This is a genomic window from Pseudomonas sp. 67(2021), assembly GCF_017491835.1.
GTDB classification, from domain to species: domain Bacteria; phylum Pseudomonadota; class Gammaproteobacteria; order Pseudomonadales; family Pseudomonadaceae; genus Aquipseudomonas; species Aquipseudomonas atacamensis.
Genome location: NZ_JAFGYL010000009.1, coordinates 117200 through 136543, shown reverse-complemented (window position 1 = coordinate 136543; position 19344 = coordinate 117200). Strand labels below are relative to the sequence as shown.

The 19344-nt window shown below is 60.1% G+C and carries 16 protein-coding genes; 11 read left to right on the top strand and 5 right to left on the bottom strand.

The genetic code is table 11. From position 1 onward, the window contains the following. Positions 1–12 precede the first annotated feature (12 nt). The 9 genes from algG to J5M66_RS13810 all read left to right on the top strand — a co-directional run bounded on the left by algG (position 13) and on the right by J5M66_RS13810 (position 10969). Positions 13–1584: a mannuronan 5-epimerase AlgG gene (algG, locus tag J5M66_RS13850; protein WP_125918316.1), complete on the top strand. Its 1572-nt coding sequence runs from the start codon at positions 13–15 to the stop codon at positions 1582–1584. An 11-nt stretch (positions 1585–1595) separates the two neighbouring features. Beyond that, complete coding sequence (locus tag J5M66_RS13845) at positions 1596–3062, top strand: alginate O-acetyltransferase (RefSeq protein WP_130926963.1); 1467 nt, start codon at positions 1596–1598, stop codon at positions 3060–3062. 8 nt (positions 3063–3070) lie between these two features. Next, on the top strand, positions 3071–4195 hold the full coding sequence (locus J5M66_RS13840) for a mannuronate-specific alginate lyase (protein ID WP_123418168.1): 1125 nt from the start codon (positions 3071–3073) through the stop codon (positions 4193–4195). 211 nt (positions 4196–4406) lie between these two features. Continuing rightward, entirely contained in the window at positions 4407–5972 is a 1566-nt protein-coding gene (locus J5M66_RS13835) for an MBOAT family protein (RefSeq protein ID WP_024011674.1), read from the top strand. A gap of 10 nt (positions 5973–5982) precedes the next feature. After that, a complete protein-coding gene (locus J5M66_RS13830) occupies positions 5983–7155 on the top strand; it encodes an alginate O-acetyltransferase (protein ID WP_016771604.1) in 1173 nt (390 codons plus the stop codon). A 14-nt stretch (positions 7156–7169) separates the two neighbouring features. Continuing rightward, on the top strand, positions 7170–7826 hold the full coding sequence (locus tag J5M66_RS13825) for an alginate O-acetyltransferase AlgF (protein WP_016771605.1): 657 nt from the start codon (positions 7170–7172) through the stop codon (positions 7824–7826). Positions 7827–7928: 102 nt separating this feature from the next. Continuing rightward, entirely contained in the window at positions 7929–9380 is a 1452-nt protein-coding gene (locus tag J5M66_RS13820; RefSeq protein ID WP_024011673.1) for a mannose-1-phosphate guanylyltransferase/mannose-6-phosphate isomerase, read from the top strand. Positions 9381–9643: 263 nt separating this feature from the next. After that, the gene (locus J5M66_RS13815; RefSeq protein WP_206421025.1) at positions 9644–10108 is read left to right on the top strand and encodes a multidrug transporter; all 465 of its coding nucleotides are present in this window, start codon (positions 9644–9646) and stop codon (positions 10106–10108) included. A gap of 36 nt (positions 10109–10144) precedes the next feature. Then, on the top strand, positions 10145–10969 hold the full coding sequence (locus tag J5M66_RS13810; RefSeq protein ID WP_206421026.1) for an SDR family oxidoreductase: 825 nt from the start codon (positions 10145–10147) through the stop codon (positions 10967–10969). A 62-nt stretch (positions 10970–11031) separates the two neighbouring features. Here the strand turns inward: J5M66_RS13810 and J5M66_RS13805 are convergent, their stop codons facing one another. The 5 genes from J5M66_RS13805 to J5M66_RS13785 all read right to left on the bottom strand — a co-directional run bounded on the left by J5M66_RS13805 (position 11032) and on the right by J5M66_RS13785 (position 16905). After that, positions 11032–11769 (bottom strand): hypothetical protein, encoded by a 738-nt coding sequence (locus J5M66_RS13805; RefSeq protein WP_207808465.1) that lies wholly within the window; start codon positions 11767–11769, stop codon positions 11032–11034. Between the two features lie 246 nt (positions 11770–12015). Continuing rightward, positions 12016–12873 (bottom strand): HlyD family secretion protein, encoded by an 858-nt coding sequence (locus J5M66_RS13800; protein WP_016771610.1) that lies wholly within the window; start codon positions 12871–12873, stop codon positions 12016–12018. A 10-nt stretch (positions 12874–12883) separates the two neighbouring features. Then, complete coding sequence (locus J5M66_RS13795; protein ID WP_016771611.1) at positions 12884–13084, bottom strand: DUF1656 domain-containing protein; 201 nt, start codon at positions 13082–13084, stop codon at positions 12884–12886. After that, entirely contained in the window at positions 13074–15266 is a 2193-nt protein-coding gene (locus J5M66_RS13790; RefSeq protein WP_207808467.1) for an FUSC family protein, read from the bottom strand. The genes J5M66_RS13795 and J5M66_RS13790 overlap by 11 nt, the downstream gene beginning before the upstream one ends. A gap of 139 nt (positions 15267–15405) precedes the next feature. Further along, the gene (locus tag J5M66_RS13785) at positions 15406–16905 is read right to left on the bottom strand and encodes an efflux transporter outer membrane subunit (protein ID WP_207808469.1); all 1500 of its coding nucleotides are present in this window, start codon (positions 16903–16905) and stop codon (positions 15406–15408) included. 275 nt (positions 16906–17180) lie between these two features. On the opposite strand from J5M66_RS13785, the gene J5M66_RS13780 reads away from it, so the two are divergent. Next, positions 17181–18149, top strand: coding sequence for a LysR family transcriptional regulator (locus J5M66_RS13780; RefSeq protein ID WP_039759257.1), 969 nt, complete (start codon positions 17181–17183; stop codon positions 18147–18149). A gap of 391 nt (positions 18150–18540) precedes the next feature. After that, complete coding sequence (locus J5M66_RS13775) at positions 18541–18915, top strand: DUF6124 family protein (RefSeq protein ID WP_207808471.1); 375 nt, start codon at positions 18541–18543, stop codon at positions 18913–18915. Positions 18916–19344: the final 429 nt, after the last annotated feature.

Genomic DNA, 19344 nt, shown 5'->3' with positions numbered 1-19344 from the left:
GGAGTGCCCGACATGATCAGCACCAGAACAGGCTCACTCAGCCTGCTGGCCGGCGCGATGCTGCTGGCCAGCGCCGGCGCCTTCGCCAATGTTGAACCGGCCAAACCTGCGACCGTGGCCAAGGAACTGCAACAGGCCAAGACCTACACCGTCAGCAGCGCACCGACCGACGCGCTGAAACTGGCCAAGCCGACCCTGCCCGACCTCTCCGGCTTCACCGCCGAAGCCGCTGCGGCGAAGATCGTGCGCAGCAAGCCGGGCAAGATCAGCGTGCGCCGGATGATGCAGGAAAACGCCCTGAAGGACTTCATCGGCGGCGATAACAAGATGGCCGAATGGGTCGTGCGTCAGCACGGCATCCCGCAGGCGATCTTCATCGACGACGGCTACATGAACCTCAAGGATCTGGCGAAAAAACTGCCCAAGCAGTATTTCAGCGAGACCGCTCCGGGCGTGTACCTGGCCAAATTGCCGATCGTGGTCGGCGAGAAAGGCATCCTCGAAATCGACGGTCAGACCCAGGAACTGCGCCTGTCCCAGGAAGCCGGTTCGTTCCTGGTCAACGACGGCAAACTGTTCGTGCGTGACACCAAAGTCACCGGCTGGCGCGAGAAGGACAACGGCCCGGCGACCTTCCGTTCGCCGAAGGAATTCCGTCCGTTCCTGCTCGCCTGGGGCGGCACCGAGACCTACATCGTCAACAGCAAGATGGCCAGTTTCGGTTACGCCAACAGTAAGTCGTACGGGGTGAGTATTTCCCAGTACACGCCAAACATGGCCAAGGTCCTCAAGCGCCCGGAACCGACCGGCTGGATCGTCGGCTCCGAGTTCTCGGACATGTGGTACGGCTTCTACTGCTACGAAACCAGCGACTTTGTGGTCAAGGGCAACACCTACAAAGACAACATCGTCTACGGCATCGACCCGCATGACCGCTCGCACCGTCTGATCATTGCCGAGAACACCGTTCACGGCACGAAGAAGAAGCACGGGATCATTATTTCCCGTGAGGTCAACGACAGCTTCATCTTCAACAACAAGAGTTTCGACAACAAGTTGTCGGGCCTGGTGATCGACCGTAACAGCGTCAACAACATCATTGCCTACAACGAGATCTACAAGAACCACACCGACGGCATCACGCTCTACGAGTCTGCCGACAACCTGCTGTGGGGCAACAAGGTCATCAGCAATACCCGTCACGGCATTCGTATTCGTAACAGCGTGAACATCCGCCTCTACGAAAACGTTGCCATGACCAACGGCCTGACCGGTATCTACGGCCACATCAAGGACCTGACCGACACCGACCGTGACATCAAGCTCGACCCGTTCGACGCGCAGGTCTCGCTGATCGTCGTCGGCGGCGAGCTGGCGGCCAATGGCAGCGGCCCGCTGTCGATCGACTCGCCGCTGAGTGTCGAGCTGTATCGCGTGTCGATGCTGGCGCCGACCAAGTCCAGCGGGATCAGCTTCAACGGCATCCTCGGCGAGCGCCAGGATGAAATTCTCGATCTGTTGGTGCGCCAGCAGAAAGCCGTGCTGATCGACCCTGTCGAACGCCAGACCGAATTGCAGGACTGAGGATAATTTTTATGCACCCACACATGATCAAACTGCTCAGCCTCTCGGCCCTGACTCTCGGCATTCTCGCTGCCGGCAACGCCCGCGCCGACGCTGACGGCGCAAGCGTCACGCCACCGAAGTTCACCGCCGAGCCGTGCTGCAACCTGTGCCCGGCGGCCCATGACGCGAAGAACTACACCACGCGTTATCAGCAGAACTTCACCACCCTGGTACAGGCTCAGGGCGACTGGCTGTTCCGTACCCAGGAAGACCTGCGCACCGAGTTCAACACCACGCCGGCCGGCTACAAGCGCCTGCAGCAGTTGCACGATGCGTTCAAGAGCAAAGGCGTCGAGCTGGTGATCGTTTACCAGCCGACCCGTGGCCTGGTGAACCGCAACAAGCTCAACCCGCAGGAAAAAGCCGCGTTCGATTACGAGAAAGCGCTGGGCAACTACAAGACCATGCTCGGCCGTTTCGCCAAGATGGGCTATGTGGTGCCGGACCTGTCGCCACTGACCAACGAATCGCTGCCGGACACCCTGCCCGCCCACGATTTCTACTTCCGTGGCGACCAGCACTGGACACCTTACGGTGCCCAGCGCACGGCAAAAATCGTCGCCGAAAAGGTCAAGCAGATCCCGGCCTTCGCCGACATTCCCAAGCGTGAATTCGAGACCAAGCGCTCCGGACGCATGGGCAAGACCGGCACTCTGCACAACATGGCCGGGCAACTGTGCGGCACCAGCTACGCGATCCAGTACATGGACCAGTTCACCACCGAGCCGAAAGGCGAGGCCGGTGACGGCGACCTGTTCGGCGATTCCGGCAATCCGCAGATCACCCTGGTCGGTACATCGCACAGCGGCAAGAACTACAACTTCGCCGGTTTCCTCGAAGAAGCCATCGGCGCCGACATCCTCAACGTGGCCTTCCCCGGCGGCGGTTTCGAAGGTTCGATGCTGCAATACCTGGGCAGCGAGGAATTCCAGAAGACCCCGCCGAAGATTCTCATCTGGGAATTCTCGCCGCTGTATCGCCTCGACCAGGAAACCATCTATCGCCAGATGATGGCGCTGCTCGATAACGGTTGCGAAGGCAAGGACGCGCAGATGTCCGCCAGTGCCACGCTGAAGCCGGGCAGCAAGCAAGAACTGCTGGTCAACAGCAAGAACCTGAACCTGCAGAACGCCAACCATCAGGTCGACATCCGCTTCGCCGACACCTCGGTGAAAACCCTGCAAGCCACCCTCTGGTACATGAACGGTCGCCACGAGGACATCAAGATCGAGAAACCGGAAACCTCCGACACCGACGGTCGTTTCGCCTTTGAGCTGCGCACGGACGAAGACTGGGCCTCGCAAAACCTGCTGGCCGTCGAAGTCCAGGGTCCTGAAGCCGGACCTGACGCCGCGCCACAAAAAGTCGAAGCGAAAATCTGCAAACGCAACGTATTCCCGGGCGCTGGTCAACAGACCGCGCAGCTCGGGCAATGAGGTCTGCTATGCGAAATCCGAAACTGAAAAACCTGTTGGCACCGACACTCCTGAGCCTGGCGATGTTCGCCGGGGCAACTCAGGCTGCCGCGCCATTGCGTCCACCGCAGGGCTACTTCGCCCCGGTGGATAAATTCAAGACCGGCGACAACAGCGATGGCTGCGACGCGATGCCGGCGCCATACACCGGTCCGCTGCAATTTCGCAGCAAATACGAAGGTTCGGACAAGGCCCGCGCGACGCTGAATGTGCAGTCGGAAAAAGCCTTTCGCGACACCACCAAAGACATCACCACGCTGGAACGCGGCACCGCCAAGCGCGTCATGCAGTTCATGCGCGACGGTCGCCCGGAGCAGCTCGAATGCACGCTCAACTGGCTGACCGCGTGGGCCAAGGCCGACGCGTTGATGTCCAAAGACTTCAACCACACCGGCAAGTCGATGCGCAAATGGGCACTGGGCAGCATGGCGTCTTCGTACATTCGCCTGAAATTCTCCGACTCGCATCCGCTGGCCCAGCACCAGCAGGAAGCGCAGTTGATCGAAGCCTGGTTCAGCAAAATGGCTGATCAGGTGGTCAGCGACTGGGACAACCTGCCGCTGGAAAAAACCAACAACCACTCGTACTGGGCCGCCTGGTCGGTGATGGCCACCGCCGTCGCCACCAACCGCCGCGACCTGTTCGACTGGGCCGTCAAGGAATACAAGGTCGGCGTCAATCAAGTCGATGCCGACGGCTTCCTGCCCAACGAACTCAAGCGCCAGCAACGCGCCCTCGCCTATCACAACTACGCCCTGCCGCCGCTGGCGATGATCGCCAGTTTCGCTCAGGTCAACGGTGTGGATCTGCGTCAGGAAAACAATGGCGCACTGAAGCGTCTCGGTGACCGTGTATTGGCCGGCGTGAAGGACCCTGACGAGTTCGAAGAAAAGAACGGCAAAAAGCAGGACATGACTGACCTGAAAGAGGACATGAAATTCGCCTGGCTCGAACCGTTCTGCACCCTCTACACCTGTGCGCCGGATGTGATCGAGAAGAAGCGCGACATGCAACCGTTCAAGACCTTCCGTCTTGGCGGCGACCTGACCAAGGTCTACGACCCGTCGCATGAAAAGGGCAACAAGGGTTCCTGAAAAAACTGATGGCTGATCGTTCCCACGCTCCGCGTGGGAATGCAGCCCGGGACGCTCCGCGTCCCATGCCGAAGCGGACGCAGAGCGTCCATTGAGGCATTCCCACGCAGAGCGTGGGAACGATCGCAGGACTGTTTCACCCCTCCACTACCACGGGGGGTTTGGGGGGGCTTTGGCCCTTGACTGTTGGTTCAAACATGGAGAGATCGGGATGGTATTTTCATCCAACGTGTTCCTGTTTCTGTTCTTGCCGATCTTTCTCGGCTTGTACTACCTGAGCGGGCAACGCTATCGCAACCTGCTGCTGCTGATCGCCAGCTACGTGTTCTACGCCTGGTGGCGAGTGGACTTCCTCGCGCTGTTCGCAGCGGTCACGCTGTGGAACTACTGGATCGGCCTCAAGGTCGGTGCTGCCGGCGTGCGAACCAAACCGGCGCAGCGCTGGCTGCTGCTCGGCGTGGCCGTCGACCTGTGCATCCTCGGCTACTTCAAGTACGCCAACTTCGGCGTCGACAGCATCAACGAGATCATGACTTCGTTCGGTCTCGAACCGTTCATCCTCACCCACGTGCTGCTGCCGATCGGTATTTCGTTCTACATCTTCGAATCGATCAGCTACATCATCGACGTGTACCGTGGCGACACTCCGGCCACGCGCAACCTGATCGACTTCGCGGCATTCGTGGCGATCTTCCCGCACCTGATTGCCGGCCCGGTCCTGCGTTTCCGCGACCTCGCCGATCAGTTCAACAACCGCACGCACACCCTCGACAAGTTCTCCGAGGGCTGCACGCGGTTCATGCAGGGTTTCATCAAGAAGGTCTTCATCGCCGACACCCTCGCCGTGGTCGCCGACCATTGCTTCGCCCTGCAGAACCCGACCACGGGTGACGCCTGGCTCGGCGCACTGGCGTACACCGCACAGCTGTATTTCGATTTCTCCGGTTACAGCGACATGGCCATCGGTCTGGGCTTGATGATGGGTTTCCGCTTCATGGAAAACTTCAAACAGCCGTACATCAGCCAGTCGATCACCGAGTTCTGGCGCCGCTGGCACATCAGCCTCTCCACCTGGCTGCGTGACTATCTGTACATCACCCTCGGCGGTAACCGTAAAGGCACGCTGATGACCTATCGCAACCTGTTCCTGACCATGCTGCTCGGTGGTCTGTGGCACGGCGCGAACATCACTTACATCATCTGGGGCGCCTGGCACGGCATGTGGCTGGCGATCGAAAAAATGCTCGGCCTGAACACTTCGCCGCGCAGCCTCAACCCGATCCGCTGGGCACTGACTTTCCTGCTGGTAGTGATGGGCTGGGTGATCTTCCGTGCCGAGAACCTGCACGTTGCCGGGCGCATGTACGGCGCGATGTTCAGCTTCGGTGACTGGTCGCTGTCGGAACTCAATCAGGCCAGCCTCACCGGTCTGCAAGTGGCGACTCTGGTGGTGGCTTACGTGACCCTGGCGTTCTTCGGCCTGCGTGATCTGTACACCAATCAGCCGCCAGCCAAGACCAAACCGGAAGTCAACGTCGAGGCCGATGGTCCTGCCACGGCGACGCCGGGAATGATCAAGGCAGCACCTGGGGAAAATCCGGCGAGCATCCACGAACCTGGCTACACCGTCGGCGTCGAAGCCCAGGTGCAACCAGCTTACTGGACCGCTGACTGGTCGCGCTACGTGATGCGCGGGCTGATCCTGCTGCTGTTCATCGCCTCGATTCTCAAACTCTCGGCGCAAAGCTTCTCGCCGTTCCTTTACTTCCAGTTCTGAGGGATCTGACATGACCCGCTCATTACGCATCTTCTACATCGCCCTGTTCCTGGTGACGTTGTTGGTCCTCGGTCTGTGGTCGATTCGCAGCTTCTTCGGCTTCAGCACCAACGCCGACGCGACGGTGCTCAATGGCCGCTGGACCAAGGCGGTGGAAACCCACTACGACGATGAATTCCCGATCAAGCGTCTGGGCACCAACCTCTGGGCCGCGCTGGATTTCAAACTGTTCAACGAAGGTCGTCCGGGCGTCGTGCTCGGCCGCGACCAGTGGTTGTACAGCGATGAGGAATTCAACCCGATCGTCAACGAACAGCAGAACCTGCAAGGCAACTACGCGCTGGTCGAAGGCGTGCGCCAGACCCTGAAAGAGAAAGGCGTGAAACTGGTGATGGCGATCGTGCCGGCCAAGGTGCGTCTGTATCCGGAGCATCTGGATGAAGTGAAGCCTTCGAGCATTCACCAGAACCTGTATCAGGATTTCCACGCCCGTGTCGCGGCCGACAAGATCCTCGCCCCTGACCTGCTCGGCCCGCTGCAACAGGCCAAGCAGAACGGTCAGCAAGTGTTCCTGCGCACCGACACCCACTGGACGCCGGAAGGCGCCGAGATCGCCGCCAACACGTTGGCGAAAACCATTGCCGAGAAATTCCCGCTGAGCGGCGAGCCACAGCGCTTTGTCACCACGCCAGCAGAGAAGGTCACGCACAAGGGCGATCTGCGTCTGTTCCTGCCGCTCGATCCGCTGTTCGAAAACATGATGCCGGCGCCTGAGCCACTGCTCAAACGCAACACCGTTGCCGCCGAGCAGCCTGCCGGTGACGACGCCCTGTTCGCCAACAGCGAAGTACCGGTCGCGCTGATCGGCACCAGCTACAGCGCCAACCCCAACTGGAACTTCGTCGGTGCGCTCAAACAAGCGCTGCACAGCGACGTCGTCAACTACGCCGAAGACGGCCATGGCCCGATTCTGCCGATGCTCAGCTACCTGAAAAGCGATGACTTCAAGAACAGCCCGCCACAAGTGCTGATCTGGGAGTTTCCTGAACGATATCTGCCTGTGAACAACGAAATCGGCGACGCCGACCCGCAGTGGGTCGCAGAGCTCAAACAAGCCGGCGCCCGCCAACAAAACGTAGCCATCAACACTAAATCCGAGACGCCCGATCGGGCGCAAAACTGAAAGAGAGGTACACCATGACTTTCACTACTACTCCTCGTCGTCTCGCTAAAAGCTTCGCACTGGTTGCTGGCCTCAGCGTACTTTCCGTCCCAGCCTTCGCCGGTGGCGACGCCGCGCTGTACGGCCCGACCGCTCCGAAAGGCTCGACCTTCGTGCGTGTCTACAACGCCAGCAACGCTGAAGTCAGCGCCACTGTCGGCAGCACCAACCTGAGCGACATCGCGCCACTGGCCAGCAGCGACTTCAGCTTCATGCCGGGCGGCGATTACAGCGCCAAGGTTGGTAGCCAGACCCTGCCGGTCAAACTCGCTGGTGACCACTACTACACCCTGGTCAACAACGCTTCCGGCGCGCCACAACTGATCGAAGAGCCGCCGTTCAAGAACAAGCAGAAATCCCTGGTTCGTGTACAGAACCTCAGCGACAAACCGCTGACCCTGAAGACCGCCGACGGCAAGACCGAAGTGGTGCCGAACGTGGCAGCCAAGGGTCGTGGCGAACGTGAAATCAACCCGGTGAAAGTCAGCCTGGCGCTGTACGAAGGCGACAAGAAAGTCGGCGACGTGAAACCGGTCGCTCTGGAGCGTGGTGAGGCAGCCGTACTGTACGTCACCGGCAACGGCAGCAACCTGTCGCCAGTCTGGGTGAAACGCCCGGTGTCGACTCGCTAATCGCTCGAGCTATCAGCTACTAGCTTCAAGCTGCAAGTGAAGTGCTTCTAACTCACCACTTGCAGCTTGCAGCTCTCAACTGCATTTTATGGAGTAAACATTATGATTCCGGTGATCTTGTCAGGTGGTAGCGGTTCGCGTCTGTGGCCTCTTTCGCGTAAGCAGTTCCCCAAGCAATTCCTCGCCCTGACCGGCGAACACACACTGTTCCAGCAAACCCTCGAGCGTCTGGTGTTCGAAGGCATGGACACCCCGATCGTGGTCTGCAACAAGGAACACCGTTTCATCGTCAACGAGCAACTGGCCGCGCGCAATCTGGAATGCCAGCGCATCCTGATGGAACCGTTCGGCCGCAACACGTCGCCGGCCGTGGCCCTGACCGCGATGATGCTGGTCAATGAAGGCCGTGACGAACTGATGCTGGTGCTGCCGGCCGACCACGTACTGGAAGACCAGAAAGCCCTGCAACGTGCGCTGGCCCTGGCGACTGTCGCAGCCGAGAACGGCGAGATGGTCCTGTTCGGCGTGCCGGCAACCAAACCGGAAACCGGCTACGGCTACATCAAATCCACCGCTGATTCGCTGCTGCCCGAAGGCGTCAGCCGCGTCTCGCACTTCGTCGAAAAACCGGACGTCAAGCGCGCCACCGAGTACGTCGAATCCGGCGGTTACTACTGGAACAGCGGCATGTTCCTGTTCCGCGCCAGCCGCTTCCTCGAAGAACTGAAAAAGCACGATCCGGACATCTACGACACCTGCCTGCTGACCCTTGAGCGCAGCCAGCAAGACGCCGACACCATCACCTTCGACGAAGCCACCTTCGCCTGCTGCCCGGACAACTCCATCGACTACTCGGTGATGGAAAAAACCCAGCGCGCCTGCGTGGTGCCGCTGACCGCCGGCTGGAGCGATGTCGGCTGCTGGTCGTCGCTGTGGGAAGTCAACGAGAAAGACGCCAACGGCAACGTCAGCAAAGGCGATGTGGTGATTCAGGACAGCAAGAACTGCATGATCCACGGCAACGGCAAACTGGTCTCGGTGATCGGTCTGGAGAACATCGTCGTGGTCGAAACCAAGGACGCGATGATGATTGCCCACAAGGACAAGGTCCAGGGCGTCAAGCAGATGGTCAACACCCTCAATGCCCAGGGCCGCAGCGAAACCCAGAACCACTGCGAAGTCTATCGCCCGTGGGGCTCGTACGACTCGGTGGACATGGGCGGGCGTTTCCAGGTCAAGCACATCTCGGTCAAGCCGGGCGCGTGCCTGTCGCTGCAGATGCACCACCACCGCGCCGAACACTGGATCGTGGTCAGCGGCACCGCCGAAGTGACCTGCGACGAGAACGTGTTCCTGCTCACCGAAAACCAGTCGACCTACATCCCGATCGCCTCGGTGCATCGCCTGCGCAACCCGGGCAAGATCCCGCTGGAAATCATCGAAGTGCAGTCGGGTTCGTACTTGGGTGAAGACGATATCGAACGTTTCGAAGATATCTACGGCCGCTCCACCCCGATCGAACGCGGCGTGTCGGTGAAGACCATCGCGCAGTAATCGATCACTAAAACGAGAAGCCCTCGTCCAGCCCGTTGCGTTCCCTATCCGCAGCGGGCTGGGCGGGGGCTTTTTTTGTCCTGATTCTGTGTCGCCTGCAATGGCCTCTTCGCGAGCAGGCTCGCTCCCACAATTCAAATGCATATCTGTGGGAGCGAGCCTGCTCGCGAAGAGCCGGTCAGACGCTGCAAGTCCCGATGCCCATCGCCAACCTCCCCCACGCTTAGGTAGGATGCCTCTCTGTCTCTGCGAGGTTATCCGACATGTTCATCGGCATCCTGCTGGTCATCACCTGGCTGATCCTGCTGCTGCGCTATCCGGCCAAGGCCTTGCCGGTGTCGGTGGCCGCTGCCATCGGCCTCGGCTTCGTAGCTATGTGGGTGGTGTGGCTGGACAAACGCGAGATCAAGCAACTGGCGCGCCTGGAACTGCGCATTGCCTATGCTCCCGAACAATGTCCGTCCGACCGTCCACTGCAATTGAAAATCAACAACGGTAACGATGTGCCGCTGACCGAACTGCGTTGGCGCATCGCCGCGTACGCGCCGGGCGATACGGTCAATCTGGCCGACAATCAATACACCGCCCCGCGCTATCGCGGCCCCGGCGAACTGCAGGCCGGCGCCACCTGGGAAGATTGCTTGCCCTTGCCGCCACTGCGTCCCGGCTATCGCCCGCAAACCCTGGAGTTTCGCGCCGAGCATTTGCAGGGTAGTTTTGCCGACTGATCCCCTCCCCCGACTTTTTTGCACAAGGAATGCGCCATGCCCGTTGCGTTGATTACCGGTTGTTCCAGCGGCATCGGCCGCGCCTTGGCCGACGCGTTCAAAGCGGCCGGCTACGAAGTCTGGGCCAGTGCGCGCAAGACTGAAGACGTCGCTGCGCTCAGCGCCGCCGGTTTCACCGCGATTCAGTTGGACGTCAATGATGGCGCCGCGCTTGAGCAACTCGCCGAGCGTCTGAACCAGGAACACGGCGGCCTCGATGTGTTGATCAACAACGCCGGTTACGGCGCGATGGGGCCGCTGCTCGATGGCGGCGTGCAGGCGATGCAGCGCCAGTTCGAAACCAATGTGTTTTCGATTGTCGGCGTCACCCGCGCGTTGTTTCCGCTGCTGCGTCGGGCCAAGGGGCTGGTGGTGAATATCGGCAGCGTGTCAGGTGTGCTGGTCACGCCATTTGCCGGCGCCTACTGCGCTTCGAAAGCGGCGGTGCACGCATTGAGCGATGCCTTGCGCATGGAACTGGCACCGTTTGGCATTCGTGTGATGGAGGTCCAGCCCGGCGCCATCGAATCGAGCTTTGCGAAGAATGCCGGACATGAAGCCGAGCAATTGATCAGCGAGCAATCGCCGTGGTTTCCATTGCGTGAAGGCATTCGTGCACGGGCCAAGGCGTCCCAAGATAAACCGACGCCAGCGGCTGAGTTTGCTGCTGAGCTGTTGAAAGCGGTGCGGCAGAGCAAGCCGCCTCGGCTGGTGCGCATCGGCAACGGCAGCCGGGCCTTGCCGTTGTTGGCTGCGCTACTGCCTAAAGGGTTGCTGGAATCGACGTTGATGAAGCGTTTCGGGTTGCACCTGAAATTCTGATCCAGAGGTTTGAGCTCGCCAGCGGCGAGCTCAAACCATCACGACCTAGTAACTGCGGAGCATCAACGCGGAACGGCCGTCAGATTGGGCAGGGATTCAAACGCTGGAGATTGTCCCTTTGCCGCGGGGTATAACAACTGGATGGAGACTGCGACTTCCTTGCCCGGGATTAACACATACCGGTCACCCGGTGGCGTAGCCAATTCGACAATCCCTTCTTTTGCATCATGCACTACATCAAGCCACGGATTGGCATAAATGCTCGTTCCCGTCGGTAAACCCGCACTTGAAAACTTCCATTGGGCAATCGATTGATCACAGGCTTTAACCATAACGTCATAACTGTAGATCCAGCCGCCGGTCACAGTGTCCTGCCATTTTGCAGCAAATACCTGACGGGTTGAAATCGCCTGCTTTCCATCTGGCTGGACGAGTACAGGAAAGTATCCTTCCTCATAACTGGGCTGATAATAAACTATGCCGAATATCTCGGAAATCTTTGAAAAGTCCATGTTTACAGGTGTTGTAAACGTCAGCGTGCGCCGCGGATTCCACCCTTCAAATTGATCTTCGGTAATGGTCAAAGTACTGATCTTCAAATCTTCTGAATAGCTCATCTGCGCACCGCTGGAAGGCATCGAAGCGTGCAGGAAAGCCGCACCTTCGCGAGCCCGAAACTGCATACGCGAGCCTACGGGAGGTGGCGTACCATCGGTCAACATTGTAAAACTTAAAGTCACCGGTTCACCGCTGACTATGTGACTGACGCGATCGTCCATCCTGATACTAATCAGTTCCATAATTTAACATTCCTTTTTAAAAGCAAAGATATGCCGAGGCCTGAATGCAATCGGCAAAAACTTATATCAATGGGGTCGTGCCATATTCATGGCGACAGGAAAACACTAACACAATAATGAGTTAAGAAATCGAAGCACAACAGCAACTTACAATTAACCAAATCTTCAAAAAAGAAAAAACCAAACAAACAAAACATAGCCGAGGAGTAAAAATCGCGAGAACCCTGACTTTCTCGCGACATACTGTTAGTTCAGGCCGTCAACTATGACCGTGCAAGTAATCCCCGCCGCCAGCAACACGCCCGCCGGCACCTCATCAATGTGAATCCTTACCGGCACCCGCTGAGCCAACCGCACCCAGTTGAACGTCGGGTTCACATCGGCAATCAGCTCGCGGCTTTCCGGGTTGTCGCGGTCGTAGATGCCGCGGGAAATGCTTTCGACATGGCCCTTGAGCACCTCGCCGCTCATCAACTGCATATCGGCTTTGTCACCCACTTTGACGTGCGGCAGTTTGGTCTCTTCGAAAAATCCGTAAACCCAGAACGAGTTCATGTCGACCACGGCCATTTTCGCCTCGCCGATGCGCGCGTAGTCGCCGCGATGCACATTGAGGTTGGTCACGTAACCGTCGACCGCCGCGCGCACTTCGGTGCGTTTCAGGTTGAGTTCGGCGGCTTCCAATTGCGCCTGGGCGTGTTGGTAATCGGCCAGCGCGGCGTCAGCGATGTTGCTGGCGTCGTCGCGGTTCTCTTTGGAGATCACCAGATTGTCGAGGTCGGCGCGGCGATGGGCGTTGACCTTGCGCATTTCCCAGGTCGACTTGCGCGAGGCGACCAACGACTGCGCCTGCTTGACCGCGATGCGATAGTGCTCGGGGTCGATGCGCATCAGCAGATCGCCCTTCTTCACCAACTGGTTGTCACGCACCGGCACTTCGACCACTTCGCCGGTGACGTCGGCGGCGACGTTGATGATGTCGGCACGCACGCGACCATCGCGGGTCCACGGCGTGTTCATGTAGTGCTCCCACAACGTGCGGCCGATCCACAGCGCCAGGGCCAACACCAGCAGGGTCGCGAGCAGGCTGAAAAACTTTTTCATCAAGATGTTCTCAACGGTAGACAGTCAGCGCCATGGCGCCGAACAGACAGGTAAACAGGCTCAGACGCAGCAGCGCCGGGTGCCAGAAAAAACGGTACAGGTCGAACCCCGAGAGGAAGCGGTCAACTGCCCAGGCCAGTCCCGCAGCAATGAAAAACATCAGGGTCATGGTCGGCATGTACACGCCGTGGAAGGCGATTTCACGAGGCATGGGCAAGTCCTTCGGGCCTGGCAGTAGCGAATTCGGCGAGGGGTGATTGCGGGTCGAGCAGCGAGGTGCGGATGAAGTGCAGGTAGCTTTTCACCCGGCGCAACGCCGAGGTATCGAAGTGCGGCGCGAACGGCTCGTCGGTGGCGGCGACGCGGCTGATCGCGTGATCGACCGCCACCAGTGCGCGTTCGAGATTGCTCGCGTTCGGCTGCAAGAACAGCCGCACCAGCGCACGCCCCATCACGCGGATTGCCTGACGCCACGGCTGCGATTCGGCATACGCCGGATGCACGGGCAGGATCGCCTGTTCCTTGCGCAATTCGATGATCGCGTGGCCGACTTCGAGCACCACGAACATCCAGCGCAGCAGGCTTTTTTGCACTTTCGGTTGCCCTGCCGCGAGGCCATAGGCCTGATGCAGCAGATCGCGGGTACGGCTCTCGAAACGCGAGGCCAGGCCCTTGAGTTTGCCGCTGATCGCGTAGACCACTTGGCCACGCAAGTCCTGCTCCAGGCGCTGCCACAGCCAGCGACTGTTCGGCGGCAGAATGATCGCCCCCGCCGCCGCACACACGAGCATGCCCATGACCATGGCGATGTAGTCGTTGATGAAGGTGTAGGGGTTGTAAATCGTAAGGTTGTCCGGCACTGAACCGGTGCTGAAAAAGATCAACAAACCGAGGCCGACACCGGCGTATTGCGGTCGTGAGGCGAGGAACGAACCGAGCACGATCACCGGCGCGAGCATCACGCAGAGCAAGGGGAAACCGTCGATCAACGGGAAGATGAAAAACATCTCGACGAAGCCGATCAGTGCGCCGAGAAACGTGCCGCAGGCCATTTGAAAGGCCATGCGTTTGGGGTTCGGTGTCGCGGCGGAAAGGCCGACGGTGGCGGCAGCGATCAGGGTCATGGTAGCCCCGCTGGGCCACGCGGTGGCGACCCAATAACTGCCCAACACAATCAGGATGAACGAGGCACGAATTCCCGACGCGGCTGCGGCCCACCAGTTGGTTTGCGGGGTGAAGGGCTCGTCCCAGCGCTCGCGTTCGTGGCGGTGCTCGGCCAGGGACGCATGGGTCTGCGCGTAGCTGTGCAGGTCATCGACGAAGCGGTAGAGCAATTCGTAGGCGGTGTGGAAATCCAGTTGTTCGGCTTCGCTGGGAGCGGTGTCCTGAAAGATCCCGCGCAGGGTTCGGACACGTGCCGGCAGACCTTCCTTGTAGGTGGCCAACGCGGTCGCCAAACGTGCCGCATCGGGGCTGGTCAGGGCGCGACCGCTGAAGCCGTCGAGCACTTCGGCGAGGTCCTGCAAGCCCGGTTTGATCGCCGCCACGACATGCTCTTCGCCATTGCCGCGCAGGCGTTCAAGCAACTGATGCAAGGCGTTGAAGCGCGTGGTGATGCCCATGAACTCGCTGTTCAAACGACTCAGACGACCGTTGCGCCGGCGCATGTGCGGGTCTTCGAACACGGTCACACTGCGCAGCCCTTCCAGGCCGACGGCTTCGGCAATGAAGCGCACGTTGCTGGCTTCGAACGCCTCGGCTTTGCTGCGCCCGCGCAAGCCATCGGTGACGAACAAGGCGAACACACCGAAGCGCTGATACAAGGCATTGCGCATCGCCGCGCTGGCGGTCTGCGGCAGAATCGCCGCGCTGATCAGCGTCGAACAGAGAATCCCCAGCGAGATCTCCAGCACCCGCCACACCGCCGCCATAAAGGCGCCGTCCGGGTGCGCCAGCGCCGGCAGACCGACCATCGCTGCGGTGTAACCGGCGAGAACAAAACCGTAGGCGCGAAAATTGCGGCAACGTGCGGCACCGGCCGAGCAGATGCCGACCCAGATCGCCAGCGAGCCGAGAAACAGCTCCGTGTTCTGCGCGAACAAAGCGATCAGCGTGACCATCATCGCCGATCCGGCCAGCGTGCCGAGCAAGCGATAAAAACTCTTGGCGAACACCTGACCGCTCTGCGGCTGCATGACGATAAACACCGTGATCATCGCCGTACGCGGTTGCGGTAGTTCCAGCCGCATCGCCAGCCACAGGGTGAGAAACGCGGCGAGCAACACCTTGAAGATATACACCCAGGTCACGCCATCGCTGCGTGCCCAGTCGAAGAAACCGCGACGCCATTCCAGGGAGTGGAGCCAGCGTAGAGGGGCGGGCAAGGAGGTCATTGAAAATACTCAGGCATGCAATGCGGACTCGAAACCTGTGGGAGCGAGCCTGCTCGCGAAAGCAGCGTGTCAGGCAACATGTTCATTGACTGATACGCCCTCTTCGCGGGCACGCTCGCTCCCACAATGGATGCTGTGATCACCGCAGCAGCGCCGGGGTTTTCGGGGCTTGGGTCTGCTCGGCTGTCGGCACGTCATCACCGGCACCGAGGCCGCCACCCAATGCCGTCACCAATTCGGCATGCGCACTCAAGCGCGCCGCCTGGACCTGCTGCTGCACTTGCTGTTGCCTGAACAGCAAGGTCTGCGCATTCAGCACATTGAGGTAATCGGTGAGGCCGCGTTGATAGGCGATCATCGCGATGTCGTAAGTCTTCTGCGCTGCGGCAACGGACTCGGCAGCGAAGTCCTGCTGCTTGTCCATCGACTCGCGGCGGATCAACTGATCGGAAATGTTTTTCAGCGCGTTGATCAGGGTCTGGTTGTAGTGCGCCACGGCGATGTCATAACCGGCCGCCGCTTCGCCCAATTCGCCACGCAGTCGACCGCCGTCGAAGATCGGCAACGAGATCGCCGGGCCAAGGTTGTAGTTGAGTTTCTTGCCGGTCAGAAACTCCAGCGCGCCGCCACCCGTGGCCATGTAGCCGAGGCTGCCGACCAGATCGACGTTGGGGTAGAAACCGCCGTGGGCGACATCGATGCCGCGCGCCTGCGCCGCCACTTGCCAGCGACTGGCGACCACGTCCGGACGCTGGCCGAGCAGTTCGGCGGGCAATGCCGAGGGCAACTTCAACGGTGCCGCGAGGGACAGCGTCGGCCGTTGCAGTTGCGCAGCGGCGCCCGGGCCTTTACCGGCCAGCGCAGCAATCTGGTTGCGGCTCAGGGCAATTTCCTCGTCCAGCGCATCGAGTTGGCGATGGGTTTCCGGCAACGGCGTTTCGGCTTGGCTGACTTCGAAATGCGTGCCGATGCCACCGCTCAAACGCTTCTGCGCCAGATCGAGAATCTGCTGTTGCTGTTTGAGCATTGCGGCAACGATTTCGCGCTGGGCGTAATGCAGCGACAGCTCGATGTAGGCGCGGACGATGTTGTTCTGCAGTTCCAGTTGCGCCAGGCGCGCCTCGGCCACACTCACATGGGCCAGATCCACCGCGCGTTCACTGGCATTGCGCTCGCGGCCCCAGAGGTCGAAGGCGTAACTGAAGCCGAGCGCGGCGTTGTTGTCCCATGTGGTGGTATTGGCCAGTTCGCCGGGGCCGTAGAACTGATCGGTCGGCCAGTTGTGGCGCTTGAGGGTCGACTCGCCATTGATCTGCAACGCCTCGGCCGCTTCGGCAACACCGGCCATGGCCTTGGCCTGACGCACCCGCGCAGCGGCCATGGCCATGCTCGGGCTGCCTTGCACGGCGAGGTCGATCCAGCGATCAAGTTGCGCGTCACCAAACGCCTGCCACCATTGGGCGCTGGGCCAGTGGGCGTCTTTGGCGGCCTCGGCAATGGCCGCGTCGGTGGCCAGTGAATCGGCCGCGAGCGCCTCGCCGTGAGGGGCAATGCCTTGGGTAGAGATGCAGCCGCCGAGAGCCAGGGTTAAAGCCAGAACACTGAGCGGCAAAAGCGCTCTGTTGATGCGACGCGGCACAGCTGCGAATTCCTGAGAGAGGGATAGATCGAGGACCGTGCAGGAGCTGCCGCAGGCTGCGATTTTTGATCTTGCTTCCCTTAAAACAAAATCAAAAGACCGCAGCCTTCGGCAGCGCCGGCACAGGATCGGCGCAATTCTATGGAGCTGCCTCTGCGGCGATAAGCTGGGATTTCTGTGAATCTTTGTTACGGTTAACGAGATAATCCCTTGGTCGGGGGTCTCAGCCCCTGAAACTTCGTGTCACAATTTGCCATCTCCCTTGAGAGCACCCCATGGACACTTTGCAAAACATGCGCGCCTTCAGTTGTGTTGCCGAAGCGGGCAGCTTCACCGCCGCCGCCGTGCAACTGGACACCACCACCGCCAACGTCTCGCGCGCGGTCTCCAACCTCGAGGCCCACCTGCAAACCCGCCTGCTCAATCGCACGACCCGGCGCATCGCCCTGACCGAAGCCGGCAAACGCTACCTGCTGCGCTGCGAACAGATCCTCGCCTACGTCGAAGAAGCCGAAGCGGAAGCCAGCGACGCCCACGCACGCCCGGCCGGCCAGCTGAAAGTGCACACCATGACCGGCATCGGTCAGCACTTCGTCATCGACGCCATCGCCCGCTACCGCAAGACCCACCCCGACGTGACCTTCGACCTGACCCTGGCCAACCGCGTGCCGGACCTGCTCGACGAGGGCTACGACGTGTCCATCGTGCTGGCCAGCGAACTGCCCGATTCCGGCTTCGTCTCGCAACGCCTGGGCATCACCTACAGCATCGTCTGCGCCTCGCCGGCCTACGTAAAAGCCAACGGCGCCGCGCAAAAACCCAGCGACCTGCTCAACCACGCCTGCCTGCGCCTGGTCAGCCCGGTGATACCCCTGGAAAAATGGGCCTTCGACGGCCCGGACGGCCAGGAAACAGTGACCATCAACAGCTCACCATTCCTGGTGAACTCCGCCGACGCCATGAAAACCGCCATCACCAGCGGCATGGGCGTCGGCGTGCTGCCGGTCTACGCCGCCATCGAAGGCCTGCGCAACGGCACTCTGGTGCGCGTGATGCCCAACTACCGCTCGCAGGAACTCAATCTCTACGCGATCTACCCGTCGCGGCAGTACCTGGATGCCAAGATCAAAACCTGGGTGGAATATTTGCGCGGATCGTTGCCGGAGATATTGGCGGCGCATCAGGCGGAATTGGTCGCGTATGAACTGACCGGGAGTTTGGCAGGCGTCCGCGTTGCGACCTGAGTTTTAAACACTTGCAGGTTTCGTGTAGGAGCTGACGAGTGCAACGAGGCTGCGATCTTTTGATCTTGCTGTTTAAAAATTAAAAAGTCGCAGCCTACGACAGCTCCTACATCGCGGTGTTTTCAAGGAAGTTTCCGACAGGTTTTGCAGGTTGTCCGTCGGAAGAGCGCTGGCTAGGATTTGGCGGTTGCTGACGAATCAGCGACCGGACTTGGTCGTCCGGGTTTAGAATGGCGCACATTTTCAAGCATGCTTAATGGCGAGCTGTGCGTGGGAGGGCCTCGTCCCTGCCGGGTTTCCATTCCCTGGTCGACCAACCCGCGTACGGTTCGCCACCCGAATGCTTGGTCGCAGTCAGTGGCGAACTCCACTTCCAGAATGGAGTTTCACCATGTTCAAACCCACACCCAATCCCCCCGAATCCGAAAGCACCTCACCCTACCAATCCCCCGACTCAACGAAACTCCACGACGCCGCCGAGCGTGCGCTGGATCACTACCTCAAACCGCCCGCCAGCGCGCAGCAAAACCACAAACCCAGCACCATATTCCAGGTCGCCCCGGACCAGGACAACGAAAGCCTGCTGGCCCACGCCTGCGAATCCCTCGCCTCGGCGAGCATCATGAGCAGCGACATCGCCGCCCACGTCGACAGCCCACAGCGGCACACCATACTGGCCATCCAGCAGGTGATCATGCTGGCGGAACTGGCGGTGAACCGGGTGCTGGATAATTACGAAATCCACCAGCCCCCGTCACGCAGCTGATCTTCCCGGAGCGAGCCCGACCGCGAGGGCTTCGGCACATTCAACATTCGAGGTGTCAGATAAACCGCTTTCGCGAGCAGGCTCGCTCCCACAGTTTGAATCGAGTACATCAGCGAGAAACAGGTCGGCTGTCAGGCCGCCTTCGCTGGCAAGCCAGCTCCCACAGTTTGAATCGAGTACATCAGCGAGAAACAGGTCGACTGTCAGGCCGCCATTGCGAGCAGGCTCGCTCCCACAAAAGCAAAAACAAAAGTAAAGGCAAAGCAGCGCAGCTGCCCGCGGCGAAGCCGCCTCACTCAACAATGAGCGCAAGCTCGAGTGCTCTTGATCTTGATCCACCGGCGACGTCGGAAGGCTGAGCGGAGGGATTGATCCGGGCGTGGGAGCGCAGCGACCGTCTGGCGCAGCCAGACACAGCGGAAGGAGGTG

Excerpts from the sequence above, each read along its gene's own strand:
- J5M66_RS13800 (WP_016771610.1), bottom strand. The coding sequence starts at position 12,873 with ATGAAAAAGTTTTTCAGCCTGCTCGCGACCCTGCTGGTGTTGGCCCTG.
- J5M66_RS13775 (WP_207808471.1), top strand. The coding sequence starts at position 18,541 with ATGTTCAAACCCACACCCAATCCCCCCGAATCCGAAAGCACCTCACCC.
- J5M66_RS13835 (WP_024011674.1), top strand. The coding sequence starts at position 4,407 with ATGGTATTTTCATCCAACGTGTTCCTGTTTCTGTTCTTGCCGATCTTT.
- J5M66_RS13815 (WP_206421025.1), top strand. The coding sequence starts at position 9,644 with ATGTTCATCGGCATCCTGCTGGTCATCACCTGGCTGATCCTGCTGCTG.
- algG (WP_125918316.1), top strand. The coding sequence starts at position 13 with ATGATCAGCACCAGAACAGGCTCACTCAGCCTGCTGGCCGGCGCGATG.
- J5M66_RS13820 (WP_024011673.1), top strand. The coding sequence starts at position 7,929 with ATGATTCCGGTGATCTTGTCAGGTGGTAGCGGTTCGCGTCTGTGGCCT.
- J5M66_RS13840 (WP_123418168.1), top strand. The coding sequence starts at position 3,071 with ATGCGAAATCCGAAACTGAAAAACCTGTTGGCACCGACACTCCTGAGC.
- J5M66_RS13795 (WP_016771611.1), bottom strand. The coding sequence starts at position 13,084 with ATGCCTCGTGAAATCGCCTTCCACGGCGTGTACATGCCGACCATGACC.
- J5M66_RS13810 (WP_206421026.1), top strand. The coding sequence starts at position 10,145 with ATGCCCGTTGCGTTGATTACCGGTTGTTCCAGCGGCATCGGCCGCGCC.
- J5M66_RS13830 (WP_016771604.1), top strand. The coding sequence starts at position 5,983 with ATGACCCGCTCATTACGCATCTTCTACATCGCCCTGTTCCTGGTGACG.
- J5M66_RS13825 (WP_016771605.1), top strand. The coding sequence starts at position 7,170 with ATGACTTTCACTACTACTCCTCGTCGTCTCGCTAAAAGCTTCGCACTG.
- J5M66_RS13845 (WP_130926963.1), top strand. The coding sequence starts at position 1,596 with ATGCACCCACACATGATCAAACTGCTCAGCCTCTCGGCCCTGACTCTC.
- J5M66_RS13780 (WP_039759257.1), top strand. The coding sequence starts at position 17,181 with ATGGACACTTTGCAAAACATGCGCGCCTTCAGTTGTGTTGCCGAAGCG.
- J5M66_RS13805 (WP_207808465.1), bottom strand. The coding sequence starts at position 11,769 with ATGGAACTGATTAGTATCAGGATGGACGATCGCGTCAGTCACATAGTC.
- J5M66_RS13790 (WP_207808467.1), bottom strand. The coding sequence starts at position 15,266 with ATGACCTCCTTGCCCGCCCCTCTACGCTGGCTCCACTCCCTGGAATGG.